The 23,440-nt window shown below is 74.8% G+C and carries 21 protein-coding genes and 1 riboswitch; of the genes, 9 read left to right on the forward strand and 12 right to left on the reverse strand.

The window, feature by feature from the left end; translation table 11 throughout:
* Positions 1–41: 41 nt before the first annotated feature.
* On the reverse strand, positions 42–755 hold the full coding sequence (locus tag O2W20_RS12850) for a DUF4383 domain-containing protein (RefSeq protein WP_269172234.1): 714 nt from the start codon (positions 753–755) through the stop codon (positions 42–44).
* A 133-nt stretch (positions 756–888) separates the two neighbouring features.
* On the opposite strand from O2W20_RS12850, the gene O2W20_RS12855 reads away from it, so the two are divergent.
* The gene (locus tag O2W20_RS12855; RefSeq protein WP_269172233.1) at positions 889–1,218 is read left to right on the forward strand and encodes a tetratricopeptide repeat protein; all 330 of its coding nucleotides are present in this window, start codon (positions 889–891) and stop codon (positions 1,216–1,218) included.
* A 67-nt stretch (positions 1,219–1,285) separates the two neighbouring features.
* Here O2W20_RS12855 and O2W20_RS12860 read toward each other — a convergent pair whose 3' ends face one another.
* Together O2W20_RS12860 and O2W20_RS12865 are read right to left on the reverse strand one after the other, a co-directional pair.
* Positions 1,286–2,878: an alanine/glycine:cation symporter family protein gene (locus O2W20_RS12860; protein ID WP_269172232.1), complete on the reverse strand. Its 1,593-nt coding sequence runs from the start codon at positions 2,876–2,878 to the stop codon at positions 1,286–1,288.
* Positions 2,875–3,312 (reverse strand): universal stress protein, encoded by a 438-nt coding sequence (locus O2W20_RS12865; RefSeq protein WP_269159729.1) that lies wholly within the window; start codon positions 3,310–3,312, stop codon positions 2,875–2,877. The genes O2W20_RS12860 and O2W20_RS12865 overlap by 4 nt, the downstream gene beginning before the upstream one ends.
* Positions 3,313–3,500: 188 nt before the next feature.
* On the opposite strand from O2W20_RS12865, the gene O2W20_RS12870 reads away from it, so the two are divergent.
* Together O2W20_RS12870 and O2W20_RS12875 are read left to right on the forward strand one after the other, a co-directional pair.
* Complete coding sequence (locus tag O2W20_RS12870; RefSeq protein WP_269172231.1) at positions 3,501–4,079, forward strand: FKBP-type peptidyl-prolyl cis-trans isomerase; 579 nt, start codon at positions 3,501–3,503, stop codon at positions 4,077–4,079.
* Positions 4,080–4,090: 11 nt separating this feature from the next.
* Entirely contained in the window at positions 4,091–4,516 is a 426-nt protein-coding gene (locus O2W20_RS12875) for a VanZ family protein (RefSeq protein WP_269172230.1), read from the forward strand.
* A 10-nt stretch (positions 4,517–4,526) separates the two neighbouring features.
* On the opposite strand, the gene O2W20_RS12880 is transcribed toward O2W20_RS12875, so the two are convergent.
* From O2W20_RS12880 to O2W20_RS12905, 6 genes are read right to left on the reverse strand one after another with little or no spacing between them, the layout of a single operon-like run.
* Positions 4,527–5,126 carry a GNAT family N-acetyltransferase gene (locus tag O2W20_RS12880; protein ID WP_269172229.1) on the reverse strand — a complete coding sequence of 200 codons (600 nt, stop codon included), beginning with the start codon at positions 5,124–5,126 and terminating at the stop codon, positions 4,527–4,529.
* A complete protein-coding gene (locus O2W20_RS12885; RefSeq protein ID WP_269172228.1) occupies positions 5,123–7,237 on the reverse strand; it encodes a penicillin acylase family protein in 2,115 nt (704 codons plus the stop codon). Before O2W20_RS12885 ends, O2W20_RS12880 begins: the two co-directional genes overlap by 4 nt.
* Positions 7,234–9,051, reverse strand: coding sequence for an IucA/IucC family protein (locus O2W20_RS12890; protein ID WP_269172227.1), 1,818 nt, complete (start codon positions 9,049–9,051; stop codon positions 7,234–7,236). The genes O2W20_RS12885 and O2W20_RS12890 overlap by 4 nt, the downstream gene beginning before the upstream one ends.
* Positions 9,048–9,641 (reverse strand): GNAT family N-acetyltransferase, encoded by a 594-nt coding sequence (locus O2W20_RS12895; RefSeq protein WP_269172226.1) that lies wholly within the window; start codon positions 9,639–9,641, stop codon positions 9,048–9,050. The genes O2W20_RS12890 and O2W20_RS12895 overlap by 4 nt, the downstream gene beginning before the upstream one ends.
* A complete protein-coding gene (locus O2W20_RS12900) occupies positions 9,638–10,990 on the reverse strand; it encodes a lysine N(6)-hydroxylase/L-ornithine N(5)-oxygenase family protein (protein WP_269172225.1) in 1,353 nt (450 codons plus the stop codon). Before O2W20_RS12900 ends, O2W20_RS12895 begins: the two co-directional genes overlap by 4 nt.
* On the reverse strand, positions 10,987–12,528 hold the full coding sequence (locus O2W20_RS12905; protein WP_269172224.1) for a pyridoxal phosphate-dependent decarboxylase family protein: 1,542 nt from the start codon (positions 12,526–12,528) through the stop codon (positions 10,987–10,989). The genes O2W20_RS12900 and O2W20_RS12905 overlap by 4 nt, the downstream gene beginning before the upstream one ends.
* Before the next feature lie 108 nt (positions 12,529–12,636).
* Between O2W20_RS12905 and O2W20_RS12910 the strand changes: the two genes are divergently transcribed.
* The 6 genes from O2W20_RS12910 to O2W20_RS12935 all read left to right on the forward strand — a co-directional run bounded on the left by O2W20_RS12910 (position 12,637) and on the right by O2W20_RS12935 (position 21,231).
* Positions 12,637–13,368, forward strand: a complete 732-nt coding sequence (locus O2W20_RS12910) for a siderophore-interacting protein (protein ID WP_269172223.1) — start codon at positions 12,637–12,639, stop codon at positions 13,366–13,368.
* Positions 13,365–14,609: an MFS transporter gene (locus tag O2W20_RS12915; protein WP_269172222.1), complete on the forward strand. Its 1,245-nt coding sequence runs from the start codon at positions 13,365–13,367 to the stop codon at positions 14,607–14,609. The genes O2W20_RS12910 and O2W20_RS12915 overlap by 4 nt, the downstream gene beginning before the upstream one ends.
* A complete protein-coding gene (locus O2W20_RS12920; RefSeq protein WP_269172221.1) occupies positions 14,606–15,955 on the forward strand; it encodes an MFS transporter in 1,350 nt (449 codons plus the stop codon). Before O2W20_RS12915 ends, O2W20_RS12920 begins: the two co-directional genes overlap by 4 nt.
* Positions 15,956–15,982: 27 nt before the next feature.
* A riboswitch (cobalamin riboswitch) is annotated at positions 15,983–16,061 on the forward strand.
* A 51-nt stretch (positions 16,062–16,112) separates the two neighbouring features.
* Positions 16,113–19,736 carry a cobaltochelatase subunit CobN gene (cobN, locus tag O2W20_RS12925; RefSeq protein ID WP_269172220.1) on the forward strand — a complete coding sequence of 1,208 codons (3,624 nt, stop codon included), beginning with the start codon at positions 16,113–16,115 and terminating at the stop codon, positions 19,734–19,736.
* 134 nt (positions 19,737–19,870) lie between these two features.
* Positions 19,871–20,950: a WD40/YVTN/BNR-like repeat-containing protein gene (locus O2W20_RS12930; protein WP_269172219.1), complete on the forward strand. Its 1,080-nt coding sequence runs from the start codon at positions 19,871–19,873 to the stop codon at positions 20,948–20,950.
* Positions 20,947–21,231, forward strand: a complete 285-nt coding sequence (locus O2W20_RS12935) for a MoaD/ThiS family protein (protein ID WP_269172218.1) — start codon at positions 20,947–20,949, stop codon at positions 21,229–21,231. The genes O2W20_RS12930 and O2W20_RS12935 overlap by 4 nt, the downstream gene beginning before the upstream one ends.
* A gap of 279 nt (positions 21,232–21,510) precedes the next feature.
* Here the strand turns inward: O2W20_RS12935 and O2W20_RS12940 are convergent, their stop codons facing one another.
* Genes O2W20_RS12940 through O2W20_RS12950 form a run of 3 tightly spaced genes read right to left on the reverse strand, consistent with a single transcriptional unit; the run spans position 21,511 to position 23,425 of the window.
* A complete protein-coding gene (locus tag O2W20_RS12940) occupies positions 21,511–22,305 on the reverse strand; it encodes an adenosylcobinamide-GDP ribazoletransferase (protein ID WP_269172217.1) in 795 nt (264 codons plus the stop codon).
* Positions 22,302–22,865 (reverse strand): bifunctional adenosylcobinamide kinase/adenosylcobinamide-phosphate guanylyltransferase, encoded by a 564-nt coding sequence (cobU, locus tag O2W20_RS12945; protein ID WP_269172216.1) that lies wholly within the window; start codon positions 22,863–22,865, stop codon positions 22,302–22,304. Before cobU ends, O2W20_RS12940 begins: the two co-directional genes overlap by 4 nt.
* Entirely contained in the window at positions 22,862–23,425 is a 564-nt protein-coding gene (locus O2W20_RS12950; protein WP_269172215.1) for a histidine phosphatase family protein, read from the reverse strand. Before O2W20_RS12950 ends, cobU begins: the two co-directional genes overlap by 4 nt.
* Between the last annotated feature and the right edge of the window lie 15 nt (positions 23,426–23,440).

The following is a 23,440-nucleotide window of genomic DNA, read 5'->3' on the forward strand; positions in this document are numbered from 1 at the left end:
CGGCCCCGCCGCACCGGGGCCGTCGGGCCCGCCCCGCCGGGTCAGGTGAGGGACGTCCGGTCGAAGGACATCCAGACCCGTCGCCGGTCGGCCCGGGTGCGCACCCTCGCCATCGCGTCGACCCGGCGCTGCTGCTCGGCGGTGGCGCGGTGCTCGACGACGGCGAGCTCGGCCTCCCGCATGTCGTGCTCGGCCGCCGCCTCCGCCGGGGTCTGCGGCAGCTGCGGGTCGAGGTCCTCGGGGGAGACCTCCGGGCCGGTGTCCTCCTTGTACGGGCTGTCGTCCGGCAGGTTGCCGCTGACCCGGCCGTAGGCGCCCAGCGTCAGCAGCACGAGGCCGGCGCAGATGGAGAAGATGACGTTGGCCATCGAGAACGCCAGCAGGTTGAACTCGGTCTCCAGCACCGCCAGGTTGGCCAGCGCCGAGATCAGGAACAGGATGCCGAGCACCAGCATCGTGTTCGACGCGGCGCGCGGCCCGAGGAACGCGGTGACGACCAGCACCAGCGCGGTGACCACCGAGATCGTCGAGAGCAGGCCGTTGGAGGACAGGCCGGCCACCTCGCCGCCGTCGGTGGAGAAGTAGGCCAGCCCGTCGGCGAAACCGAGCAGGCCGAAGGTGAGCAGGATCAGGGCCACGACCACCGCGCCGACGCGCTGCACGGTGTAGACCACCGACCCGCCACCCTCGGCGGTCTGATTCGCGTCGTCCGACCGGTTCGGCCGACGGTCTCGCAGGTTCTCGCGCACGCCCATGGGTTGCCTCCGTCGTGTGGATGACCAGACACCGGGGCTTCGTCGGTTGCGGCTCGGACGGATGCGCCGCGTGCACGACACGCCGGGAAGAGCCGTGGGGACGGCGCTGTTACGGGCCGATGGAAGGAGCGTCATGACCCAGCCGTACGAGATCGACCTGCACTCGGAGTACCTGCGCGCGGACCTCTTCTTCGCGATGGGGCAGCCCGCGGAGGCCGCGCGCGTCCTGGAGGCGGTGCTCGCCGCCGAGCCGGAGAACCAGGCCGCACTGGAGCTGCTGGCCCGCAGCTACTTCGGTTCCGCCCAGCTGAGCCGCGCGGAGGATGCGCTGGCCCGGCTGGTGGAGCTGGCCCCGGCGAACGGGTGGGCCCGCCGCGCGCTGGCCCGCACGCTCGAGCGGCAGAACCGCGGGGTGGACGCCGCCGTCCACCACCGCGTGGCCGACGCCCTCGGCGCCGCGTGATCCACGTTCGCTGAGCTCGTCGTCCGGCGGGTGCTCGGAGTCCAGGAGCACCCGCCGGAGCGACGGGTCAGCGGTCCTCGACCGAGGGCGGCGGGTTCGGGGTGGTGCCGTCGACGCCCGTGGTGGCGGCGGTGCTGCCGCCCGTCGGGGAGGGCGTGATGCCCCGCTCGGCGACCGGGAGCAGCGCGCCGTGGGCCAACCGCTCGCGGTAGCCGAAGAGCTCCCGCTTCACCACCCGGCTCAGGATGTAGAGCCCGATGATGTTCGGCAGTGACATCAGGAAGATCATGCTGTCGGAGAAGCCGATCACCGCGTCGAGGGTCGAGGAGGCCCCGATGACGACGAAGATGCAGAAGATCAGCTTCCAGGTCCGGTCCACGAACATCGACTCGCCGAACAGGTAGGTCGATGCCTTGAGCCCGTAGTAGCTCCAGGCGAGCATCGTGGAGTAGGCGAAGAGGATCACCGCGATCGCCAGCACGATCGGGAACCAGTCCGCCACCGTCTCGAAGGCGGCCGAGGTCGTCTCCACGCCCGGGGCACTGGCCTCGTCCGCCCAGGTGCCGGTGATCACGATGGCCAACGCGGTCATCGTGCAGATGACGACGGTGTCGATGAAGGGCTCGAGGACGGCGACGTGGCCCTCGGTCGCCGGCTCGTTCGTCTTCACCGCGGAGTGGGCGATCGCGGCCGACCCCAGGCCGGCCTCGTTGCTGAACGCCGCCCGCCGGAAGCCCTGGATGAGCACACCGACGACACCGCCGAACCCGGCCTCGGGGCTGAACGCCGTCCGGAGGATCTCCCAGAGCGCGTTGGGGATCTCGGTGAAGTTGGCGAACAGCACGGAGAGGCAGGCGATGACGTAGAAGACGGCCATGAAGGGGACGAGCTTGTCGGTGACGCGGGCGATGCTGCGGATCCCACCGATGATCACCGCACCGACCAGGATCGCCAGCACCAGGCCGAAGACGGCGCCGGCGGCCCCGAACCCGAGCCAGCCGTCCGCGCCGCCGGTCACCGACTGGGCCTGGGCGAAGGCCTGGTTGGCCTGGAACATGTTCCCGCCACCGACGGCGCCGCCCAGGGTGAAGATGCAGAACAGGACCGCGAGGACCTTGCCCAGCGTGCCCTTGCCCTTCTCCTTCAGCCCCTGGCTCAGGTAGTACATGGGCCCACCGGAGACCCGGCCGTCGGGGTAGACCCGGCGGTACTTGACGCCGAGGGTGCACTCGACGCCCTTGGTGCACATGCCGACCAGGCCGGCGATGATCATCCAGAAGGTCGCCCCCGGCCCGCCGAGCGAGATTGCCACCGCGACCCCGGCGATGTTCCCGAGGCCCACCGTCCCGGAGACGGCGGTCGCCAGCGCCTGGAAGTGGGTCACCTCCCCGGCGTCGTTCGGGTCGTCGTACTTGCCCTTGATCAGCTGGATCGCGTGGCCGAAGGCCCGGAACTGGAAGCCCTTCAGGTAGATCGTGAAGAAGACGCCCGCGATCACCAGCCAGACGACGATGAGCGGCAGCTCGACGCCCTCGTCGATGAAGCCCAGCGGCACGGCGTAGAAGACGATCCCGGTGATGAAGTCCGAGATCGGTGCGAAGACGTCGTTGACCTGCTCGTCGAACGTGGCGGCCTGCGGGGAGGAGAGCGACGTGTTCACGGGACCACCAGGACCGGGATCGGGGACAGTTGGATGAGGCTGCTCGGGGTCGACCCGAACAGCAGCGTGCGGACCCGGCTCTGACCGACCCGGCCGACGATGATCCAGGCGGCGTCCTCCTCGCGGGCGAGGGAGACCAGCGTCTCGGCGGGGTGCCCGTGCCGGACGACGCCCTCGACGGTCAGGTCGCCGGCGGCCGACAGCCGGGCGACCGCCGGGTCGAGCACCCGCTCGCGGGCCGACTTCGCCTCGCGTTCCTTGTCGATCGTGCGGCGTTCGTTCTCCTCCGCCGTGGAGAACGAGTAGGGCGACCAGGGGACGACGCAGGCGAGCACCAGGCGCAGGTCGTGCCTGCGCGCCGCGTCGGCCGCGGCATCAGCCGCTCGCCCGCTCGCCTCGCTCCCGTCGAGCCCCACGATGATCGATGCGGACATTGGGTGACCCCCAGCCGTCGCGGACGTTTCGGGAAAGCTAGTGGCAAGGAACGGCCCACCGCCAGACGGAAGAGGGCTTCACCTTCCGAGCTGTGATGTGCTGGTGACCGCACGGCCGGCGTCCTGACCGGCTGGCCGCGCCTGATGCCCGCCCCGACTCGAGCACCTGCTCGGCCAGGAGAACCCTCATGAGCCACCGCACCGTCCGCCGCACGCTGCTCGCCGTCCCGCTGTCGATCGCCCTGTCGCTGCCGCTCGCCGCCTGCGCGAGCGACGACCCGGCCGAACAGGCCGAGGCACCGGTCGAGGTCGAGGCACCCACGGAGGACGACGAGGCGACCGCCGTCGACGAGGAGCCCGTCGAGGAGGTGGCGGCCGAGGTCTCCACCGACCTGAGCGTGCGGCCGGAGGTGCCGCCGTCGGACGCCCCGGCGCCGACCGAACTGGTGACCGAGGACGTCGTCGTCGGCGACGGCGCCGAGGCCACCGTGGGCAGCACCGCGCAGGTCAAGTACGTCGGCGCCTTCTACGGGACCGGCGAGGAGTTCGACGCCTCCTGGGACCGGGGCGAGGACGAGACCCTGCCGGTCCCCCTCGGCGCCGGCCGGGTGATCCCCGGCTTCGAGCAGGGGATCGTGGGCATGCAGGTCGGCGGCCGGCGGGTCATCACCATCCCCAGCGACCTCGCCTACGGCGACCAGCCCCCGGCGGGCATCCCCGTCGACGCCGACCTGGTGTTCGTCGTCGACCTCGTCTCGGTGGACTGACCCGGGCCCCGGTGGTCGCCGAGCCGGACCATCGCCCCGGGCCGGGGCGGTGGTGGGCCCGCGGGCTGCTCGCCGGCTGCCTGGCCCTCGGCGCGTTCGTCACGCTGCGCCCGGAGCCGATGGGCCGGTTCTCCCGCCCGATCACCCGGGCGGTGATGGAGGCCATCGACCAGCCCTGGTCGGTGGCCTTCCCGCTGGTCGAGCGCGGCGGGAACGTGCTGCTGTTCGTGCCGCTGGCGCTGCTGTTGTGCTGGTCGCTGCCCCGATGGCCCCGGTGGGCGGTCTGGCTGGCGTGCGTGGCCGGGTCGGTGGGCATCGAGCTCGTCCAGGCGCTGTTCCTGCCGGCGCGGTACCCGTCCCTGGTCGACATCGGGACCAACAGCACCGGCGCCGCGATCGGCGTCGGGCTGCACTGGCTGCTCACCCGCCGCCGCTGAGCCCCGGCCGTCAGGACGTCGGCTGGTGCCCGGGGGCGACCGCGGCCAGCATCGCCTCGAGGACCTCCCGGCGCAGGAACGCCAGCCGCGCGCGCTTGGTCGGCAGCTCCACCTCGGGACCGAGCTCGAAGCCCGTCCGGCGCAGCCGCTCCAGGGCGACCTCGTTCGCGGCGTCGGGCTCGACGACGACGCGCCGGATGGTGGGGTCCGTGAGCGCGACCGCCCCGAGGGCGGCGGCGAGCCGGAGGGTGAAGCCCGGCTCCGGGGTGGTCGCGGGGGCCAGCAGCACGTGGATGCCGAGGTCGCCGGGTTCGACGTCGTACACCTCGCCCACCGGGTCGGCGGCCGGCTGGTAGGTCTGCAGCAGCCCCACGGGCCGGTCGTCCACGGACACCAGCCAGGCGTGGTGGGTGTCCAGCGAGTCGACGTAGGCGTAGATGTCGCGCACCTGCTCCTCGGTGTGGTCGGTCATCCCCCAGAACCGGGCGCGCTCCTCCCGCACCCAGGAGTGCACGAGCGGGGCGTCGCGGTCGGGGTCCAGGCGGCGCACCTCGAGGGTGCGGCCGTCCCCGAAGGGGTGGGTGCCCTCGGCGAGGCGGGCATCGGTCACGGGTTCTCCTCAGGTCGGGCGGGTGGGACGGGGATCAGGGAGCCACGGGCCCAGAGCGGGGTCTGGTCCTCGGCGTGCGGGCCGGGCACACCGTCGGCGCCGAGCGGGACCACCCAGCGGCTGGCGTCGCGGTCGGCGAGGTCCCAGACGTAGCGGGCCACCGGTCCGCGCAGGCACAGGTCGGTGAGCCCGGGCAGGCTCGCGGTCGCCAGGACGCAGTTGGTGTCGCCGTGCAGTGGCAAGCCGTCGGCGGGCCGGACGACGGTCTCCTCCCAGCCGGTGCCGTCGAGGGAGTGCACGGTCAGCAGCCGGTGCGTCGCCCCCCAGTCCGGCGCGGGCGTGGTCGCCGCGTAGGCGAGGGCGTCCTGGAGGAGCGCGTCGACGTCGACGCCGTGCCGCGGGAGGACGTCGAGCAGCCGCTCCAGCGCCGTCCCGACCCGTTCCACGGGGGAGAGCCACGGGTCCAGCACCTCCGGGACGCCGGTCGGCAGGTGCAGCGGGGCGAGCAGCGGCAGGTCCAGGACCCGCCGGACCAGGGCGCTGCGCCAGGCGGCGAAGGCCCCGGCGCGGAGGCTGTCGGCGGCCATCCGGCGGTCCCAGGCCAGCAGCTCCGCGCGCAGCCGGGCGGCGGGGGTGCCCGTCTCGGGCGCGGTGGCCCGGCGGAGGGCGTCGACCAGCCCGGTGGCGGGGGAGGCGGTGTCGACCAGCAGCTCGGCGAGGTCGTCGACCCGTAGGCCGGTGCGGTCGCCGACGAGGGCGCGGAGCCGGGCGGCGCGGTGCGGTGGGGCGAAGACCGTGCCGTACGGGGCGACGTCCGGGCGCGCGTCGTTGGCGGTCACCGCGACGCCGCCCCAGGGTGCGGCGTCGGAGACGCGCAGCCCCGCTGGGGGAGGGCGGGTGCCGCGCCAGGCGTGCGCGCGGTCCCACGCCGGCACCGGGTGCCAGCGGTTGCTGGCCGCCCGGTCGGGCACCCGGCCGGCGACCAGCTGGCGCACGTCGCCGGTGGTGTCGGCGACCAGCACGCTGTTCACCGGCTCGACCCACGAGGTGAGCGCCGCCTCGACGTCCCCGGCGGTCCGCGCGCGCAGCAGCCGCGGCAGCGCCTCGAACCCGAGGCTGGCGTCCACCCGGCTCGGTGCCCGCAGGCTCAGCGCCTCGGGCTCCGCACCCCCGGACCAGGACGGCACGACCACCGGTCCGCGGGCGGTCTCGACGGTCTCGACGGTCACCGGCTCGCCGTCGCGGACGGCCAGCCGGACCGTCGCCGCATCGGCCGGCTCCCAGCCGTCCGGACCGAGGGCCAGCAGCCGGTCGCCGTCGCGGCGCAGCCGCTCCCGGTAGAGGTCCTGGTGCACGGCCATCGCGTTCGTCACCGCCCAGGCCACCGTGCCGGTGTGCCCGAAGTGCGCGACACCCGGGACGCCGGGGAAGGCGAGCCCCACCACGTCGAGGGCCGCGGGTCCGGCGACCACCAGGTGCACCTGCTGGTAGACGCCGGGACGTTCCAGCAGCCGGTGCGGGTCGCCGGCGACGAGCGGCAGCCCGGACGCCGTCCGGGACCCGGTCACCGCGACCGCGTTGCTGCCGTCCGGCGGTCCCAGGCCGAGCGCGGCGGCGAGGTCGGGCCCGAGCCGCGGCCCGAAGGACCGCAGCAGGTGCCCCCGCCAGACCGTCGTCCCCAGCGACCCGAACAGCACGTGGTGGACCAGGAAGATGCCCAGCGGGGTCCACGGCCGCCAGCCGCCGTGCCCGCCGCGGGGCAGGCCGAGGGCCTGCAGCTCGGGCGACCGCGCGGCGCCCTCGGCCAGGCCCTCGCGCACGCCCGCCACGTAGGCGGCGACCCAGCGCCGGGTGTCCGGGTCGAGGGCGTCGTGGCAGCGGCGGGCGGTGTCGTCGAGCCGGGCTCGGGCGGCGAAGGTGTCCCAGGACAGCCCGGCGGCGCCGACGTGCGCGGCCAGCGTCGCCTCGCTCCGCCAGCGCTCCACCTCCAGCTGCCACGCACGGTCGACGGCGGTCACCCGCCCCTGCGCCCAGGCGAGGTCGTCCAGCGACCCGGCCCGCACGGTCGGCACGCCCCACGGGTCACGGGTCACCCCGGCCGGTGCGGTCACCGGTGTGCGGCGACCGGGTTGGCCAGCGTCCCGGCGTACAGCAGCGAGGACGCCTGGTCGGCCAGGTCGACCATCTGCGTCGTGTTCCGCAGCTGCAGCCGGTTCAGGCACGAGTGCTGGAACTCCGGGGTGAAGAGGTCGAAGCGCCGGTGCAGCTCCGGGTGGGCGTCCCGGTGCCCCCGCAGGCACTCGGCCACGCAGCCCCAGACCTCCTCGGCGGGCAGCAGCCCGTCGGCGTCCAGCACGCCGGCGAGGTAGCGCAGGAACCCGTCGAAGACGTCGGTGAAGATCGACAGCAGGCGGACGTCGTCGTCGTAGGCAACGCGCACCCGCTCGACGCCCGGGGGCAGCGGCCGGTCACCGAAGACGGCGACCTCCTCCCCGACGTCCTTCATCAGGACCCGGGTCGGCATCGAGCCCTCCAGCACGAGGATGACGTTCTCCCCGTGCGGCATGAAGGCGAGGTCCTGGGCGAGCAGGCAGTGCACGACCGGGCGGAGGTAGGCGTCGAGGTAGCGCCGCAGCCAGCTGCGCGGGTCCAGGCCCGAGTCGGCGACCAGGCCGCCCACCAGCGAGCGGCCGTCGGCGTCCCGGTGCAGCAGCGCCGCCATCGTCATCGCCCGTTCGCCCGGCGCCAGCCGCGGCACCGGGCTCTCCCGCCACAGCGCCGCGACCATCCGCTGGTACGGCGAGCGCAGCCCGCGGGCGGCCATCCGGTGGTAGGCGTCGCCGGTGTAGCCCACCGACGCGAGCTCGCGGAGCACCCCGAACCCGCTGGCCACCAGCTCGGGGTCGCCGGTGACGACCTCGGCGACCCAGTCGTTGATCGCCGGGGTCGCCCGCATGTAGGCCGGGGAGAGCCCGCGCAGGAAGCCCATGTTCTGGATCGCCAGCGCCGTCTTGACGTAGTGCCGGTCGGGGCGGTCGAGGTCGAAGAACGTCCGGATCGACTGCTGGGCCTGGTAGCGGTCCTCGCTGTACCCGACCGGCACGAGGTCGCGCCGGCCGACGTCGGCGGCGAAGGTGACCGCCAGCCGGTGCTCCCACTGCCACGGGTGCACGGGCAGGTAGAGGTGGTCGGCGGGGTCCAGGCCCAGCGACCGCAGCCGGTCGGCGAAGCGGGCGAGCAGCTCCTCGCCGAGCTGGCCGGCGTACAGCTGCTGCTCGTCGACGCCGGCACCGCAGGCGAGATGGGTGTGCTCCCGGCGGGCCGCCAGCCAGACCAGCCGGACCGGGGCCCCGGACTCGGGGGCGTAGGCGGCGGTGTCGGCCAGCCCGAAGCCGATCCGCCCGTTGTTGGCCACGAACGCCGGGTGGCCCTCGGTCATCGACCGCTCGACGGTCTGCAGGTCGGCGCGGGCCAGCTCCCGGGCGTCGGTGCGGCGGTGGTGCAGCTTCCAGGCCACCCCGGCGAGGGTGGCGCTGACCTCCTCCAGGTAGGTGCCCAGCAGCTGGTCGGGGATCCCGAGGTCGTGCTGCAGCTCGTCGACGAGGGCGAGGGCGTCCAGCGGTGCGTCGGCGCCGTCGACGGTGCGGGTCACCGAGGCCGGGTCGACGTCCCAGTGCTCCAGTGGCAGCACCCGGGCGGCGAACCGGTACCGGACCCCGGGGGCGGTGCGCAGCGACCACCAGGTCCGCCGCAGGTCGTCGGCCAGGCCACCGTCGGCCTCGGGGGTGACGAGCCGCTCGTGGCTGAACTCCGACAGCGCCTTGGTGACGACGTGCCGGTGCGCCCGGGCCATCGCCACCGGCTCGAGGTGGTCGGCGCCGAGCGGGACGGCGTCCGCGACCAGCTCGGTCGTGGACGCGGTCATGCCAGCACCCGGCCCAGCTCGCTCGCCGCGAAGGACGCCGGCGTGCAGGTGCTCACCGCCGCCGTCTTGTGCCCCAGGTCGACCAGGCCGTGCTCGACGAACCCCGCCGCCCGGTTCTTGGCCCGGATCGCCGTGTTGCGCGCGTCCGGCTCGACGACGACCCGGCGTGCACCCGGGCGGTCCAGGGCGAAGCGCACGACCGCCGCCATCACGGCCGAGGTCAGGCCGCGGACGGGCGGGGCGCCCTCGGCCGGCGGGGCGACGAGGACGTGCATCCCGACGTCGCCGGGCTCGGCCGCCCAGACGCCGACCAGCTCCCGGTGGTGGGGGTCGTAGGTCTCGGCGAGGAACGCCGGGGTCCCGTCGACCCGGCCCAGCCACGCGTCGTGGTGCGGGTCGGCGGTGATCGCGGTGTAGGCGCTGCGCACCGCGGCCGGCTCCGCGTCCTGCATCAGCCAGTAGACCGAGCGCGGGTGGGTGACCCAGGCGTGCAACAGGTCCAGGTCGCGGTCGACGTCCAGCGGTTCCAGGGTCAGCACCCCGACCGGCGTGCGGACCGACCAGGGGGGCGCGGCGGGAGCGGCGCTCATCGCAGGGCCCCGGTCGCCGTCAGCCCCGCCTCGTCGGGCAGCGCGTCGGTGTCCTCGAGCTCCACCCCGAACTCCTGGTACGCGATGTGCTCCTCGACCGGGTAGACCTCCCGGCCGCACATCGCGTTGACGATCACCGAGTTCCGGAAGGGCCCCATGCCCAGGTCGGGCGCGGTGAGGCTGTGGGTGTGCTCCTCGGCGTTCTGCACGAAGACCTCCCCGCCGGTGACGTCCACGGCGTAGTCCAGCGCCACGTCGTACCGGCCGCGCGCGTCCCAGCGGACCCGGTCGCGCACCGGGTCGAGGAACGCGGGCACCCGGGACCGGTAGCCGGTCGCCAGGACCAGCCCCTGGGTCGGGCGGGTGACCGTGCGCCCCTGCTCGGCGTGGTGCAGCCGCAGCTCGTAGCGCCGCTGCTCGGCGTCCCAGTGGGCGCCGACCACCTCGACGCCGGTGTGCAGCGACGAGGGCACCTCACCGCGCCGTCCCGTGCGGTAGAGGGTGTCGTAGATGGCGTCCACCAGGGTGCCGCTGATGCCCTTGTACAGGTGGCGCTGCTCCCGGGCGAGGGCGTCGCGCCGCCCCATCGGCAGGGCGTGGTGGTAGCGGGCGTACTCCGGGGAGGTCATCTCCAGGGTCAGCTTCGTGTACTCCATGGGGAAGAACCGGGGTGAGCGGGTGAGCCAGTCGACCCGGTACCCGAGCCGGTCGGCGTCGGTGAGCAGGTCGAGGTACACCTCCGCGGCGCTCTGCCCGCTGCCCACGACCGTCACGTGCCCGAGGGTCTGCAGCTCCTCCTTGTGCTCCAGGTAGCGCGAGCTGTGCCATGCCGGGCCGGGCAGGTCCCGCACCGGCTCGGGCACCCACGGCGCCGTCCCGACGCCGAGGACCAGCCGCCGGCCCAGGTGCACCTCCGGCTCCCCGGTGCGGACGTCGCGGGCGTGCACCCGGTAGACGCCGGCGGCGGCGTCGTGCTCGACCCGCTCGACGCGCCGGCCCCACCGCAGCCCGGGCACCCGCTCGGCGACCCAGCGGCAGTAGGCGTCGTACTCCGCGCGCAGCGGGTGGAAGTCCTCGCGGATGTAGAAGGGGTACAGCCGGCCGGTCGCCTTGAGGTGCGCCAGGAAGGAGTACGGCGACGTCGGGTCGGCCATGGTCACCAGGTCGGCGAGGAACGGGACCTGGAGCGTGGTGCCCTCGATCATCATCCCGGGGTGCCAGGAGAACTCCTCGTGCTCGTCGAGGAAGACGCCGGACAGGTCGGGCACCGGGGCGGTGAGCGCGGCCAGGCCGAGGTTGAAGGGCCCGATCCCGATGGCGACGAAGTCGTGCACGGGTGTGGCGCTCATGCCCCGACCCGCCCGCCGGCGAGGGCCAGCGCGCTCGGGGTCGTCGCGCTCGGGGCCGCCGCGTCCGGGCCCGCCGCGGACTCCGCGAGCAGGTCCTCACCGGCCGCGCGCACCAGCTCGATGACCGCACGGACGTCGGCCCGGGTGGTCGCCGGGTTCAGCAGGGTCAGCTTCAGCCACGGGCGCCCGTCGACGACGGTGCGCGCGACGACCGCCTCCCCCTCGTCGAACAGCCGCTCGCGGATGCCGGCGACCAACTGGTCGGCGGCGGCCGGGTCGAGCGGGCCGTCCGGGCCGATGGGGCGGTGCCGGAACAGGACGGTGCTCAGCGTCGGTTCGCTGTGCACCTCGATGTCCGGGTCGGCGCACAGGTCCTCGTGAACCTGTACGGCCAGGTCCAGGCACGCGTCGAAGGCCGCACCGATCGCGTCGGCCCCCATGGCGCGCAGCGTCACCCACAGCTTGAGCGCGTCGAAGCGCCGGGTGGTCTGCAGGCTGCGGTCGACCTGGTTCGGCGCCCGCTCGCCGCGCGGGTTGAGGTAGGCGGCGTGGTGGGTGACGTGTCGCAGCGTGGCGGCGTCGCGCACCAGCACCGCCGAGGACGCCACCGGCTGGAAGAAGGTCTTGTGGAAGTCCACGGTCACCGAGTCGGCGCGCTCGATGCCGTCCAGCAGGTGCCGCCGACGGCGGGACACCAGCAGGCCGCCGCCGTAGGCCGCGTCGACGTGCAACCACGCGCCGATCTCCGCGCAGACGTCGGCCACCGCGGGGAGCGGGTCGATCCGGCCGAGGTCGGTGGTGCCGGCGGTGACGGACACCGCCATGACGACGTCGCCGGCGGCGCGGACCCCCGCGGCGACCTGCCGCAGCGCGGCCGGGTCCATCCGGTGCCGTGCGTCGGTGGCCACCGGCAGCACCGCGTCGGCGCCGAGCCCGAGCAGGCGCGCGGCCTTGCCGACGCTGAAGTGCGCCTGGTCGGTGGCGAGGACCCGCAGGCGGGCGCCCGGGGCCAGCACGCCGCCCGGCAGTGCGGCCAGCGCCTCGTCGCGGGCCAGCAGCAGCGCGTGCAGGTTCGACTGGGTGCCGCCGCTGGTGAACACGCCGTCCGCGTCGGGCCCCAGGCCCGCGCGGCCGGCGGCCCAGGCGATCAGCCGGCGCTCGATGAGGGTGGCCGTCGTCGACTGGTCGTAGGTGTCGACGGAGGTGTTGACCGCGGACGCGAGGAGGTCGGCCGCCAGGGCCGGGATCGCGACCGGGCAGTTGAGGTGGGCGACGTAGCCGGGCTCGTGGAACCACACCGCGTGCTCGAGGTACAGCCGGGAGGTCTCCTTGAGGGCGGAGAACGTGTCGCCGAGGGGGGCCTCGAGGTCGACACCGGCCACGAGCTCCTCGAGGTCCTGCTGCGGCGCCCCCGACCGGGGGCGGCGGACCACCCGCACGCGGTCGGTCAGCGCGCCCAGCGCCGCGGTGACGACCGCGGCGTAGTGGTCGACCGTCGACCCCGAGAACAGGTGTGCGGTCGGCGTGTGCTCCGTCACGAACGAGCCCCTTCGTAGGTTAGCCTCCCCTAAACACGGCGGACGGTACACGGGGCTCGGACCCGGTGCGCGGGGGTCCTGCCGGAGGTGACGGCGAGAGGACGAGCGATGCAGCACGGCTGGGAGGGCGTGGTCCTCAAGGCCATGCGCGGCAAGGACTTCGTCCTCACCGTGCGCGGGAGCGAGCAGGTCGGCGAGCAGTACCAGCGGGTCCGGGTCTCCGACGGCGGGCTGCTCGCCGACTGCCCGCCGCACCCCGCGATGTGGGTCCGGCTGTGGTTCTCCCACGACGGGCGACCCCACCAGCGGGCCTACACGCTCGTCGACCCGGACCCGGTGGCGGGCACCTTCGACCTCGAGTTCGCCCTCCACGACGGCCCGGCCGCGCACTGGTCCGTCGCGGTGCAGCCCGGCAGCACCATCGAGGCGACGGTGCAGGGCACCCGCGAGGCCCAGCCACCGTCGGCGACCCGGGTGGTGCACCTCGTCGGTGACCCGGCGTCCCTGCCGGCGGTGAACTCGCTGTTGGACGCCCACCCGACGACGCCCGCGCGGGTCTGGCTCGAGGCCGGCCACCCGGCCGACCGCGACCTCCCCGTGCGCGCCCGGGCCGGGCACGAGGTGGTGTGGATCGACCGCGACGGCGCCGCCCCCGGGGAGGCGCTGCAGGCCGCCGTGACGGCTGCCTGGGCCGCAGACGCGGCAGCCGACCCGGCGCAGGACTGGTTCTGGGTGGCCTGCGAGGCCGCCGCCACCCGGGCGCTGACCCGGCACCTGCGTCGCGAGCTCGGTGTCGGCAAGGACCGCGTGTCCTCGCTCGCCTACTGGCGCACGACGTGACCGCCCCCTCCACACCCGCCGTCGCCGAGACGTCGCCGGTGGCGGCGGGCCGACCGCCGTGGGCGCTGCTCACGACCCTGTGGGTCACCCAGTACGTCGGCATCGGCTTCCTCACCGTCGGGCTGGTCGCGATCCTGCGGGCCGACGGCGTCTCCCTCGCCGACCTCTCGCTCATCTCGCTGCTCGGTCTCGCCTGGCCGCTCAAGCTCCTCTGGGCACCGCTGCTGGACCGGTACGGGTCCCGGCGGCTCGGGCACCACCGCTCCTGGCTGCTGGCCTTGCAGAGCGGCATGGTCCTCGCGCTCCTCGCGCTCCTGCCGTTCGAGGACCCGGCCGCCTCGCTCGGCCCGCTCGTCATCGTCTGCGCCGTCTACGTGCTGCTGTCGGCGACCCAGGACGTGGCGGCCGACGCCCTGGCCGTGCGGCTGCTGCGCCCGCAGGACCGCGGGCTGGGCAACGGCGTGCAGGTGGGCGCCAGTTACCTGGGCACCGTGCTCGGCGGCGGTCTCTGCGTCCTGGTGTACGACCGCGCGGGGTGGACCGCGGCGGTGCTCCTCCTCGCGGCCCTCACCGTGGTCGCGCTCGCGGTGGTGCTCCGGTTCCGTGAGCCGGCCCGCGACCCGCGGCCACCGGGCAACGCCGCCTGGGCCGCGTTGATCGGGGTGTTCCGCCGCCCCGGCGTGCCGGTGTGGGCGCTGGGCGTCGTGCCGCTCGTCTACGGGGGCGCGGCCGGGGTGTACGCCCTGCCCAGCGCCGCGCTCGTGGACGCCGGGTGGTCGCTCACCCGCATCGGCGTGGTCACCGGCGTCGTGATCAGCGTGCCCGCGGCGCTGGCCGGCCCGCTCGCGGGGTGGCTGGTCCGCCGCTGGGGCCGGGCCGCGGTGCTCGTCGGCGGCGGCGCTGCGCTGGCGGTCTCGACGGCCGGACTGGTCCCGCTGCTGCTGGGGTCGGCGCCGCTGGTCGGCACGGTGGTGGCGCTCAGCGGCTTCCTCGTCGCCTACACCGCGCTCAACGTCGTGGTCTACACGGTGAGCATGGACCTCTCCCGCCCGGCCACGGCGGGCACCGACTTCACCACGCTGACCACGGTGCCGCTGCTCGCCTCCTTCCTCACCGCCTCCGCCGCGCTCGCCACGGCGGCGCTCGTCGGGTACGTCGCCTCGGCGGCCGTGTGGTGCGGGATCACCCTGCTCGGGGTCGCCCTGGGCGTGCGGTGGCTGCGAGCCGCACCCGTCCGGTGAGCACCGTCCCCGACGACCGGGCCGTGGCGGACCACCCGCCCCGGCGGCTGCCGCTGCTCGCGGTCGAGGCGGCGACGCTGCTCTCCGGCACGGCCAACGGGGTCACCGCCGTCGTCCTGCCGTGGCTGGTCCTCGAGCGCGGCGGCGGCGCGGCCGGCGCCGGTCTGGTCGCCGCCGGGACGGCGCTGCCGCTGGTGCTCACCGCGGTGCTCGCGGGTGTCGTCGTCGACCGGGTCGGCCGGCGCCGGGTGTCGGTGGTCTCCGACGTCGTCTCCGCGGCGGCGGTCGCCGCCATCCCGCTGTTGGAGCTGGCCACGGGCGGGCTCGGGCTGGGGACGGTCGTCGCGCTGGCCGCCCTCGGGGCACTGCTCGACCCGGCCGGGGTGACCGCGCGCGAGGCGATGCTCCCGGAGGCCGCTGCGGCCGCCCGGCTCCCGCTCTCCCGGGTCAACGGCGTCCATGAGGCGGTGTGGGGGTCGGCGTTCTTCATCGGACCGGCGATCGGTGGCGTGCTGATCGGCCTCGTCGGCACGGTCCCGGCGCTGTGGGCCACGACGGTCGCCTTCGTGCTGTCGGCCGTCGTCGTCGCCCTCGTCCGGGTCCCCGGCGGTGGGCGGCCGGACCCCCGGGCGGAGTCCTCCGGCAGCGCGGTCCGGCGGGTCCTCACCGACACGGCCGAGGGGATCGCGGTGCTCCGCCGTGACCGGCTGGTGCTGTGCGCCGCGGCGGTCGCCGTCCTCGTCTCGGCGACCTACCTGCCGATCTCGGCGGTGCTGCTGCCGGTGCTGTTCGAGCAGCAGGGCGCCCCCGGCCGGCTCGGTCTCCTGCTGCTGGTGATGAGCGGGGGCTGGGTGCTGGGCAGCTTGCTGCAGGGCGCGCTGGGCCACCTGCTGCCCCGCAGCGTCGTGCTCCGGGTGGCCACCGTGGGGGCGTCCCTGGCGCTCGTCCCGTTCGTGGCCCTGCCGCCCTACCCGGTCCTGCTCGGCTGCGGTGCGCTCGCCGGGCTGCTGTTCGGCCCGATCAACCCGCTGGTCAACCTGGCGTTCCAGCGGCGGGTGCCGCCGCACCTGCGCGGGCGGGTGCTGGGGATCGTCGCCTCGGGCGCCTACGCCGCGGGGCCGGTCGGCCACGTCGCGGCCGGCGTGCTGGTCGACTCCACCGGGTTGCGCACGGCCTTCGCGGTGTTCGTCGGCGCCGTCGTCCTCGCCGCCCTGTCGGCGCTGGCGATGCGCCCGCTCCGGGAGCTCGACGACCTGCCGGACGGGGACGGGACGCCGGTGCCCGGGCCGCCGCCCGCCGGGACCGGACCGGTGCTGCCCGGGCCCCGGGAGCCCGCAGCCCGGTAGCGTCACCGGCACATCACGGCAGTGCGCGAGGAAGCCGGTGCGAACCCGGCGCGGTCCCGCCACTGTGAGCCTCGGCGTCGACGACGCGGAGGCGAGCCAGACACTCCGGCTGCCGTGCTCGACGACCCGGGGCGCGGACCCCGAGGGAGGCACTGCCTTGAGCGCACGCACCTTCACCCTGCTCTCCACCTCCGACACCGACCTGCTCTCGGCCAGGGCGAGCGCGTCGGACTGGAAGCTCGGCAACCCCTACCGGGTCGGCACCGGTGAGCTCGCCGAGTTCGCCGCGGGCACCGACCTGGTCGTCGTCCGGATCCTCGGGGCCGCCCGCAAGTACGAGGACATGCTGCGGCCGCTGCTCGACAGCGGCCTGCCGGTCGTCGTGCTGGGCGGGGAGCAGCTGCCCGACGCCGAGCTGATGGCGCTGTCCACCGTGCCGATGGGCGTGGCCACCGACGCGCACGCCTACCTGGCCCAGGGCGGGCCCGACAACATCGTGGAGCTGCACCGGTTCCTGGCCGACACCGTGCTGCTGGACGGCGAGGGCTTCGACGCCCCGGCCGTCGCACCGGACTGGGGGCTGCTGGACCGCCCGACGAGCGCGACCGGCCCGCGGATCGCCGTCCTGTACTACCGGGCGCACCACCTGGCCGGGAACACCGCGTTCGTGCACACGCTGTGCGAGGCGATCGAGACCGCCGGCGGGGTGCCGGTGCCGGTCTACACCGCGTCGCTGCGGTCGGTGGAACCGGAGATGCTCGACGTGCTGCGCACGGTCGACGCCATGGTCGTCACGGTCCTGGCGGCCGGCGGCTCCAAGCCCGCCACCGCCTCCGCCGGCGGGGACGACGGCGCGTGGGACGTCGGCGAGCTGGCCCGCCTCGACGTCCCGGTGATCCAGGGTCTGGTGCTCGGCACCCCGCGGGCGACGTGGGCGGCCAACGACGACGGGCTCTCCCCGCTGGACGTGGGCAACCAGGTCGCGATCCCGGAGTTCGACGGCCGGATCATCAGCGTGCCGTTCTCCTTCAAGGAGGTCGACGCCGACGGCCTGACCTCCTACGTGCCCGACCTGGAACGGGCCGCCCGGGTGGCCGGCACCGCCGTCGCGCACGCCCGGCTGCGGCACACCGCACCGGCCGACCGCAAGATCGTGGTGATGCTGTCGGCGTACCCGACCAAGCACGCCCGGATCGGCAACGCGGTCGGCCTGGACACCCCCGCCTCGGTGGTCCGGCTGCTGGCCGCGATGGCCGGGCAGGGCTACGACATCGGCCCGTTCGACGGCGAGGGCTCGCTGCCCGGTGTCGCCGACCTGGACGGCGACCGGCTGGTGCACGCGCTGATCGAGGCCGGCGGCCAGGACCCGGACTGGCTGACCGCCGAGCAGCTGTCCGGCAACCCGGTGCGGATCCCCGCCGCGGAGTACCGCCGGTTCTTCGACACCCTGCCCGCCGAGCTGACCGACCGGATGGTGGAGCACTGGGGGCCGCCGCCCGGTGAGCTGTTCGTGGACCCGACCGACGACTGCATCGTGTTCGCGGCACTGCGTGCCGGCAACGTCGTGGTGATGGTCCAGCCGCCGCGCGGGTTCGGGGAGAACCCGATCGCGATCTACCACGACCCGGACCTGCCGCCGTCCCACCACTACCTGGCCGCCTACCACTGGCTGCGCTCGTCCTTCGGTGCGCATGCGGTCGTGCACGTGGGCAAGCACGGCAACCTGGAGTGGATGCCCGGCAAGACCGTCGGGCTCTCGGCGTCCTGCGCCCCGGACGCCGCGCTGGGCGACCTGCCGATGGTCTACCCGTTCCTGGTCAACGACCCCGGTGAGGGCTCGCAGGCCAAGCGCCGCGCGCACGCCGTGCTGATCGACCACATGGTGCCGCCGATGGCCCGCGCCGAGACCTACGGCGACATCGCCCGGCTGGAGCAGCTGCTCGACGAGCACGCCAACATCGCCGCGATGGACCCGCCCAAGCTGCCCGCCGTCCGGCAGCAGATCTGGACGCTGATCCAGGCCGCCAAGCTCGACCACGACCTGGGCCTGGACGACCGGCCGCACGACGCCGAGTTCGACGAGATGATCCTGCACGTCGACGGCTGGCTCTGCGCCATCAAGGACAGCCAGATCCGCGACGGCCTGCACGTCTTCGGCTCCCCGCCGGAGGGCGACGCGCGCGTGGGCCTGGTGCTCGCGATCCTGCGGGCCCGGCAGATCTGGGGCGGTTCGGTCGCCATGCCCGGCCTGCGCGAGGCGCTCGGCCTCGTGGAGGACGGCTCGGCGGGGCTGCACGAGACCGATGAGGTGGAGGCACGGGCGCTGGCCCTGGTCACCGCCATGGAGGCGGCCGGCTGGACCACCGACGCCGTCGAGCCGACCGTCGCCGAGGTGCTGGGCGGGCCGCACGCCGAGGTGAGCCGGGTGCTGGACTTCGCGGTCGCCGAGGTCGTGCCGCGGCTGGCGAAGACGACCGACGAGATCGACATGGCCCTGCACGCCCTGGACGGCGGGTACGTGCCGGCGGGCCCGTCGGGTTCGCCGCTGCGCGGGCTGGTCAACGTGCTGCCGACCGGGCGCAACTTCTACTCCGTCGACCCGCGCGCGGTGCCCTCCCGGCTGGCCTGGGAGACCGGGCAGGGCCTGGCCGAGTCGCTGGTCGAGCGGTACGTCTCCGAGACCGGGGAGCACCCGCGCTCGGTCGGGCTCTCGGTGTGGGGCACCTCGGCGATGCGCACCTCCGGCGACGACGTCGCCCAGGTGCTCGCGCTCCTCGGCGTCCGGCCGGTGTGGGACGAGGCGTCCCGCCGGGTCACGAAGCTGGAGCCGATCCCGCTGGGGGAGCTGGGCCGGCCGCGGATCGACGTCACGGTGCGCATCTCCGGGTTCTTCCGGGACGCCTTCCCGCACGTGGTGACCATGCTCGACGACGCCGTCACCCTGGCCGCGGGGCTGGAGGAGACACCGGAGCAGAACTACGTGAAGGCGCACGTGGACGCCGACGTCGCCGAGCACGGCGACCGCCGGCGGGCCACCACCCGGGTGTTCGGCTCCAAGCCCGGCGCCTACGGGGCCGGGCTGCTGTCGCTGATCGACAGCCGGGACTGGCGCACCGACGCCGACCTGGCCGAGGTCTACGCGGTGTGGGGCGGCTACGCCTACGGCCGCGATCTGGACGGCGTCGCGGCCCGGGCGGACATGGAGACCTCCTACCGGCGGATCGCGGTGGCGGCCAAGAACATCGACACCCGTGAGCACGACATCGCCGACTCCGACGACTACTTCCAGTACCACGGCGGCATGGTCGCCACGGTGCGCGCGCTGACCGGCTCGTCGCCGAAGGCCTACATCGGCGACTCGACCCGCCCCGAGCACGTGCGCACCCGTTCGCTGGTGGAGGAGACCTCGCGGGTGTTCCGCGCCCGGGTGGTCAACCCCAAGTGGCTCGCCGCGATGCGCCGGCACGGCTACAAGGGCGCCTTCGAGATGGCCGCGACGGTGGACTACCTGTTCGGCTACGACGCCACCACCGGCGTCGTCGCCGACTGGATGTACGAGAAGCTCGCGCAGAGCTACGTGCTGGACCCGGAGAACCGGGAGTTCATGGAGCAGTCGAACCCCTGGGCGCTGCACGGCATCGCCGAGCGGCTGCTGGAGGCGGTCGAGCGGAAGATGTGGGCCGAGCCGGACCCGGCGTTGCTGGCCGAGCTGCAGCAGGCCTACCTGGACACCGAGGGGGACCTCGAGGGCGGCGAGACCCCGGCCCAGCAGCCGGTCTGAGCGCCGGCCGGCAGGTGGGGAACCACGAGGCTTGTGCTCTGCTCACCCCCAGTGAGCAGAGCACTAGCTCTCCGAGGTACCACCCGGAGGCCCGACTCCGATGAGTTCCGCCGGGTCGCGGAGTCCTCTGCTGCATGGCGACGACTCTGCTGGCGATCGGCACGCGCAAGGGGCTCTGGCTCGCGACGAGTGAGGACCGGCGCGACTGGTCGCTGTCCGCACCGCACTTCCTGATGACCGAGGTGCCGAGCATCGGCATCGACACCCGCGACGGGCGCCGCCGGCTGATGGTCGGCGTCCGGTCGGAGCACTTCGGGCCCACGGTCCTGCACTCCGACGACCTGGGCGAGACCTGGGACGAACCGGCCGGCGGCGCGATCGGCTTCCCGGCCGACACCGGTGCCGCCGTGGAGCGGATCTGGCAGCTGCAGCCGGACTCCGCCGACCGGCCCGGGGTGGTCTGGGCGGGGTGCGAGCCGATCTCGGTCTGGCGCTCGGACGACGGCGGGGAGTCCTTCGCATTGTGCCGCGGGCTGTGGGACCACCCGCACCGCAGCGAGTGGGGCGCCGGCTACGGCGGGGCGGCGGCGCACTCCGTCGTCCCTGGGCCCGAGGGCACGGTGCACGTCGCGATGAGCACCGGCGGCGTCTACCGGACGCGGGACGGCGGGGGCTCGTGGCAGCCGCGCAACTCCGGCATCTCGGCGTACTTCATGCCCGGACCGGCCCCGGAGTTCGGGCAGTGCGTGCACAAGATCGCCCGGGACGCCGCCGACCCCCGGCGGCTGTACGCGCAGAACCACCACGGCGTGTACCGGTCCGACGACGACGGCGACTCGTGGACGTCGATCGCCGACGGGCTGCCGTCGGACTTCGGGTTCGCGATGCTCGCAGACCCGCGCCGGGGCGGGCGGATCTGGGTGGTCCCGCTGGTCGCCGACGGGGAGCGGATCCCGCCGGGCGGCGAGCTGGCCGTGCACCGCAGCGACGACGCCGGTGCGAACTGGCGCCGGCTGGCCACCGGGCTGCCCACGCACGAGTACAACGCCGTGCTGCGGGACGCCGCCGCGGTCGACGCCGGGGACCCGGTGGGCGTCTACGTCGGCACCCGCGGGGGCGAGGTGTACGCCAGCGCGGACGAGGGGGAGTCGTTCCGCACCGTCGCCTCCCACCTGCCCGACGTCCTCTGCGTGCGGGCGGCGGTGCTGCCGTGACCGTCCGGGTGCTGCTGCCGCGGCTGCTGGCCGACTGCACCGGCGGCCGGACGTCGATGTCGCTGGACCTGCCCGAGGACGGGACCGTCCGCGCCCTGCTGGACGTCCTGGCCGCCGACCACCCGGTGTTCGACCGCCGGGTGCGGGACGAGACCGGCGCGCTGCGCCGGCACGTCAACGTCTATGTCGACGGGGAGGAGGTCCGGCGGCTGGCCGGCCTGGTCACCCCGGTACCGGCCGGTGCAGAGGTGATGGTCGTGCAGTCGGTGGCCGGTGGCTGACCGCGACGACCCGCCGTGATCTGGCCGTCCGACAGGTTACGAGTTGATGACGGCGGTCACACCTCTGCCATGAGCATCCTCAGCAGGTTGATGGGCACGGCAGGGAACACCGCGGCGCGGGGCGCGCGTGGTGGACGTTCGGCCACCCGGGGCACCACCGGTCGGCGCCGGACCGGGACGGCTGGAGGTGGGATGCGACGCGGGCGGGCCGCCTCGCCCGCTGCCTCAGGCGGCCTGAGCCGGGTCCTCGGCTCGCTCACCCGTCGCCGGTGACCGCGCTCAGCTGATCAGGACGGCGGCGGCGAGCAGGGTGACCGCCGCCGTCACCTCGCCCATGGCGCCCATGACGTCGCCGTTCACCCCGCCCAGCCGGGTGCGTGCCCGCGAGAACAGGGCCTCGGACGACCCCAGCCCGGCGGCGACGGCGGCGACCAGCCCGAGGGCGGCGACGGGGCCGTCCCGGCCGACGAGCAGCGCGCCCCCGGCGGCGATCACGGCGGTGACCAGCGCCGCCCCGGCCAGCCAGCCCCGGGAGACGGTGCCGGCCACCGCCTGGCCCAGCGACGAGCCCTGCGCGATCGGCACCCCCGGTAGACCGGTGCGGGCCATCGCCACCCGGGCTGCGACGGTCGCCGCCGGCAGGGCCAGCCAACCGCCGTCCAGCGTGAGCAGGTGCGCCAGGCAGCCGACCTGCAGCAGCAGGGTGAGCACCAGCGTGACGACGCCGAAGGGGCCGACGTCCCCGGCGCGCATCACCGCCAGCGCCTTCTCCCGGCCGCGCAGCGGACCCAGCCCGTCGGCGGTGTCGGCCAGCCCGTCCAGGTGCAGCCCTCGGGTCAATGCGGCCAGGACGGCGACGCCCAGCACCGCGCCGACCAGCGGGTCCACCGCACGGCCGCCGGCCCAGGCGACCGTCGTCGCCACGCCGCCGAGGACCAGGCCGACCAGCGGCGCCCAGGGCAGCACGCCGCGGGCCGAGGTCGCTGCCGGCACCCGCAGGCAGGTCAGCAGGGCGAAGGACTCCGCCGGCCCGGTCCAGGGGCGGCGGGTCGCCGGCTGGTCCGGGGAGCTCATCGCAACCGCTGGGGCAGCCCGGCGACCACGAACCACACCTCGTCGGCGGTCGCGGCCAGCCGCTGGTTCACCGTGCCCAGGGTGTCCCGGAACAGCCGGCCGGCCCGGGTCTCGGGCACCACGCCGAGGCCGACCTCGTCGCTGACCGCCACCACGTGCGCCGACGTCATCACCCAGCTGTCGACCAGCGCGTCGCAGCGCCGGGCGAGCCGGTCGCGGGCCGCTGCGGCGTCCGTCGGGGAGCCTGCGGCATGGGCGCCGGTCGCGTCGACGGCGTCCCAGATGCCGGTCTGGTCCATCAGCGCGGCCACCCAGGTGGTCACGCTGTCGACCAACACCGCCCCGGAGCGCAGCAGCTCCGAGGGCGCGGTGGTCTCCACCGTCGTCCACCCGGCCGGGCGCCGGGCGCGGTGGGTGGCGACCCGGGCCGACCACTCGGCGTCGGCCTCGTCGACGACGGAGGTGGCCAGGTAGGTGACCTCCGCCCAGTCCGCCAGCAGCTGCTCGGCGTGCGCCGACTTGCCCGAGCGGGAGCCACCGAGCACCAGCACCCTGCTCACGTCAGCACCAGCTTCGTGACCGTGCCGTTGTGCGGTGTGACCGCCGGCATCTGGTCCGGCCCGAGACCGGCCACCACCGCTTGGAGGGCCCGGATGGTGTCCCCGTGGGTGACCAGGGCGACGACCGGGGCCGGCGGGTCGGCGCGCAGCCGGTCGAGGTAGCCGGCCACCCGGGCGTGCAGCTGGGCGAGGCTCTCCCCGCCCTCGGCCGACCAGTGCGGGTCGGTCCAGTCGACGACGTCCCACAGCTCTCGGGAGGGCCGCCCCTCGAGCGCCCCGTAGCCCTGTTCGCGCAACGCCGGGGTGGTGGTGAGCGGCAGTCCGGTGGTGGCGGCGCAGTGCTCGGCGGTCTGCACGGCACGGTGCAGGTCGCTGGAGACGAGGGCGCCGGGACCACTGCCGTCCCGGGTCAGCGCGGCGAGCTCGGCGGCGGCCTGCGCGGCCTGCTGGTGGCCGAGCTCGGTCAGCGGCACGTGGGCGGTCTGCCCCTGCATCAGGCCGGCGGCGTTCCACTCGCTCTGACCGTGGCGGACGAGGAGCAGGGTCAGGGGAGCGGCCATGGTGGGTCGGAGCGT

The organism is Modestobacter sp. VKM Ac-2982 (genome assembly GCF_026967935.1).
Taxonomy (GTDB): Bacteria; Actinomycetota; Actinomycetes; order Mycobacteriales; family Geodermatophilaceae; genus Modestobacter.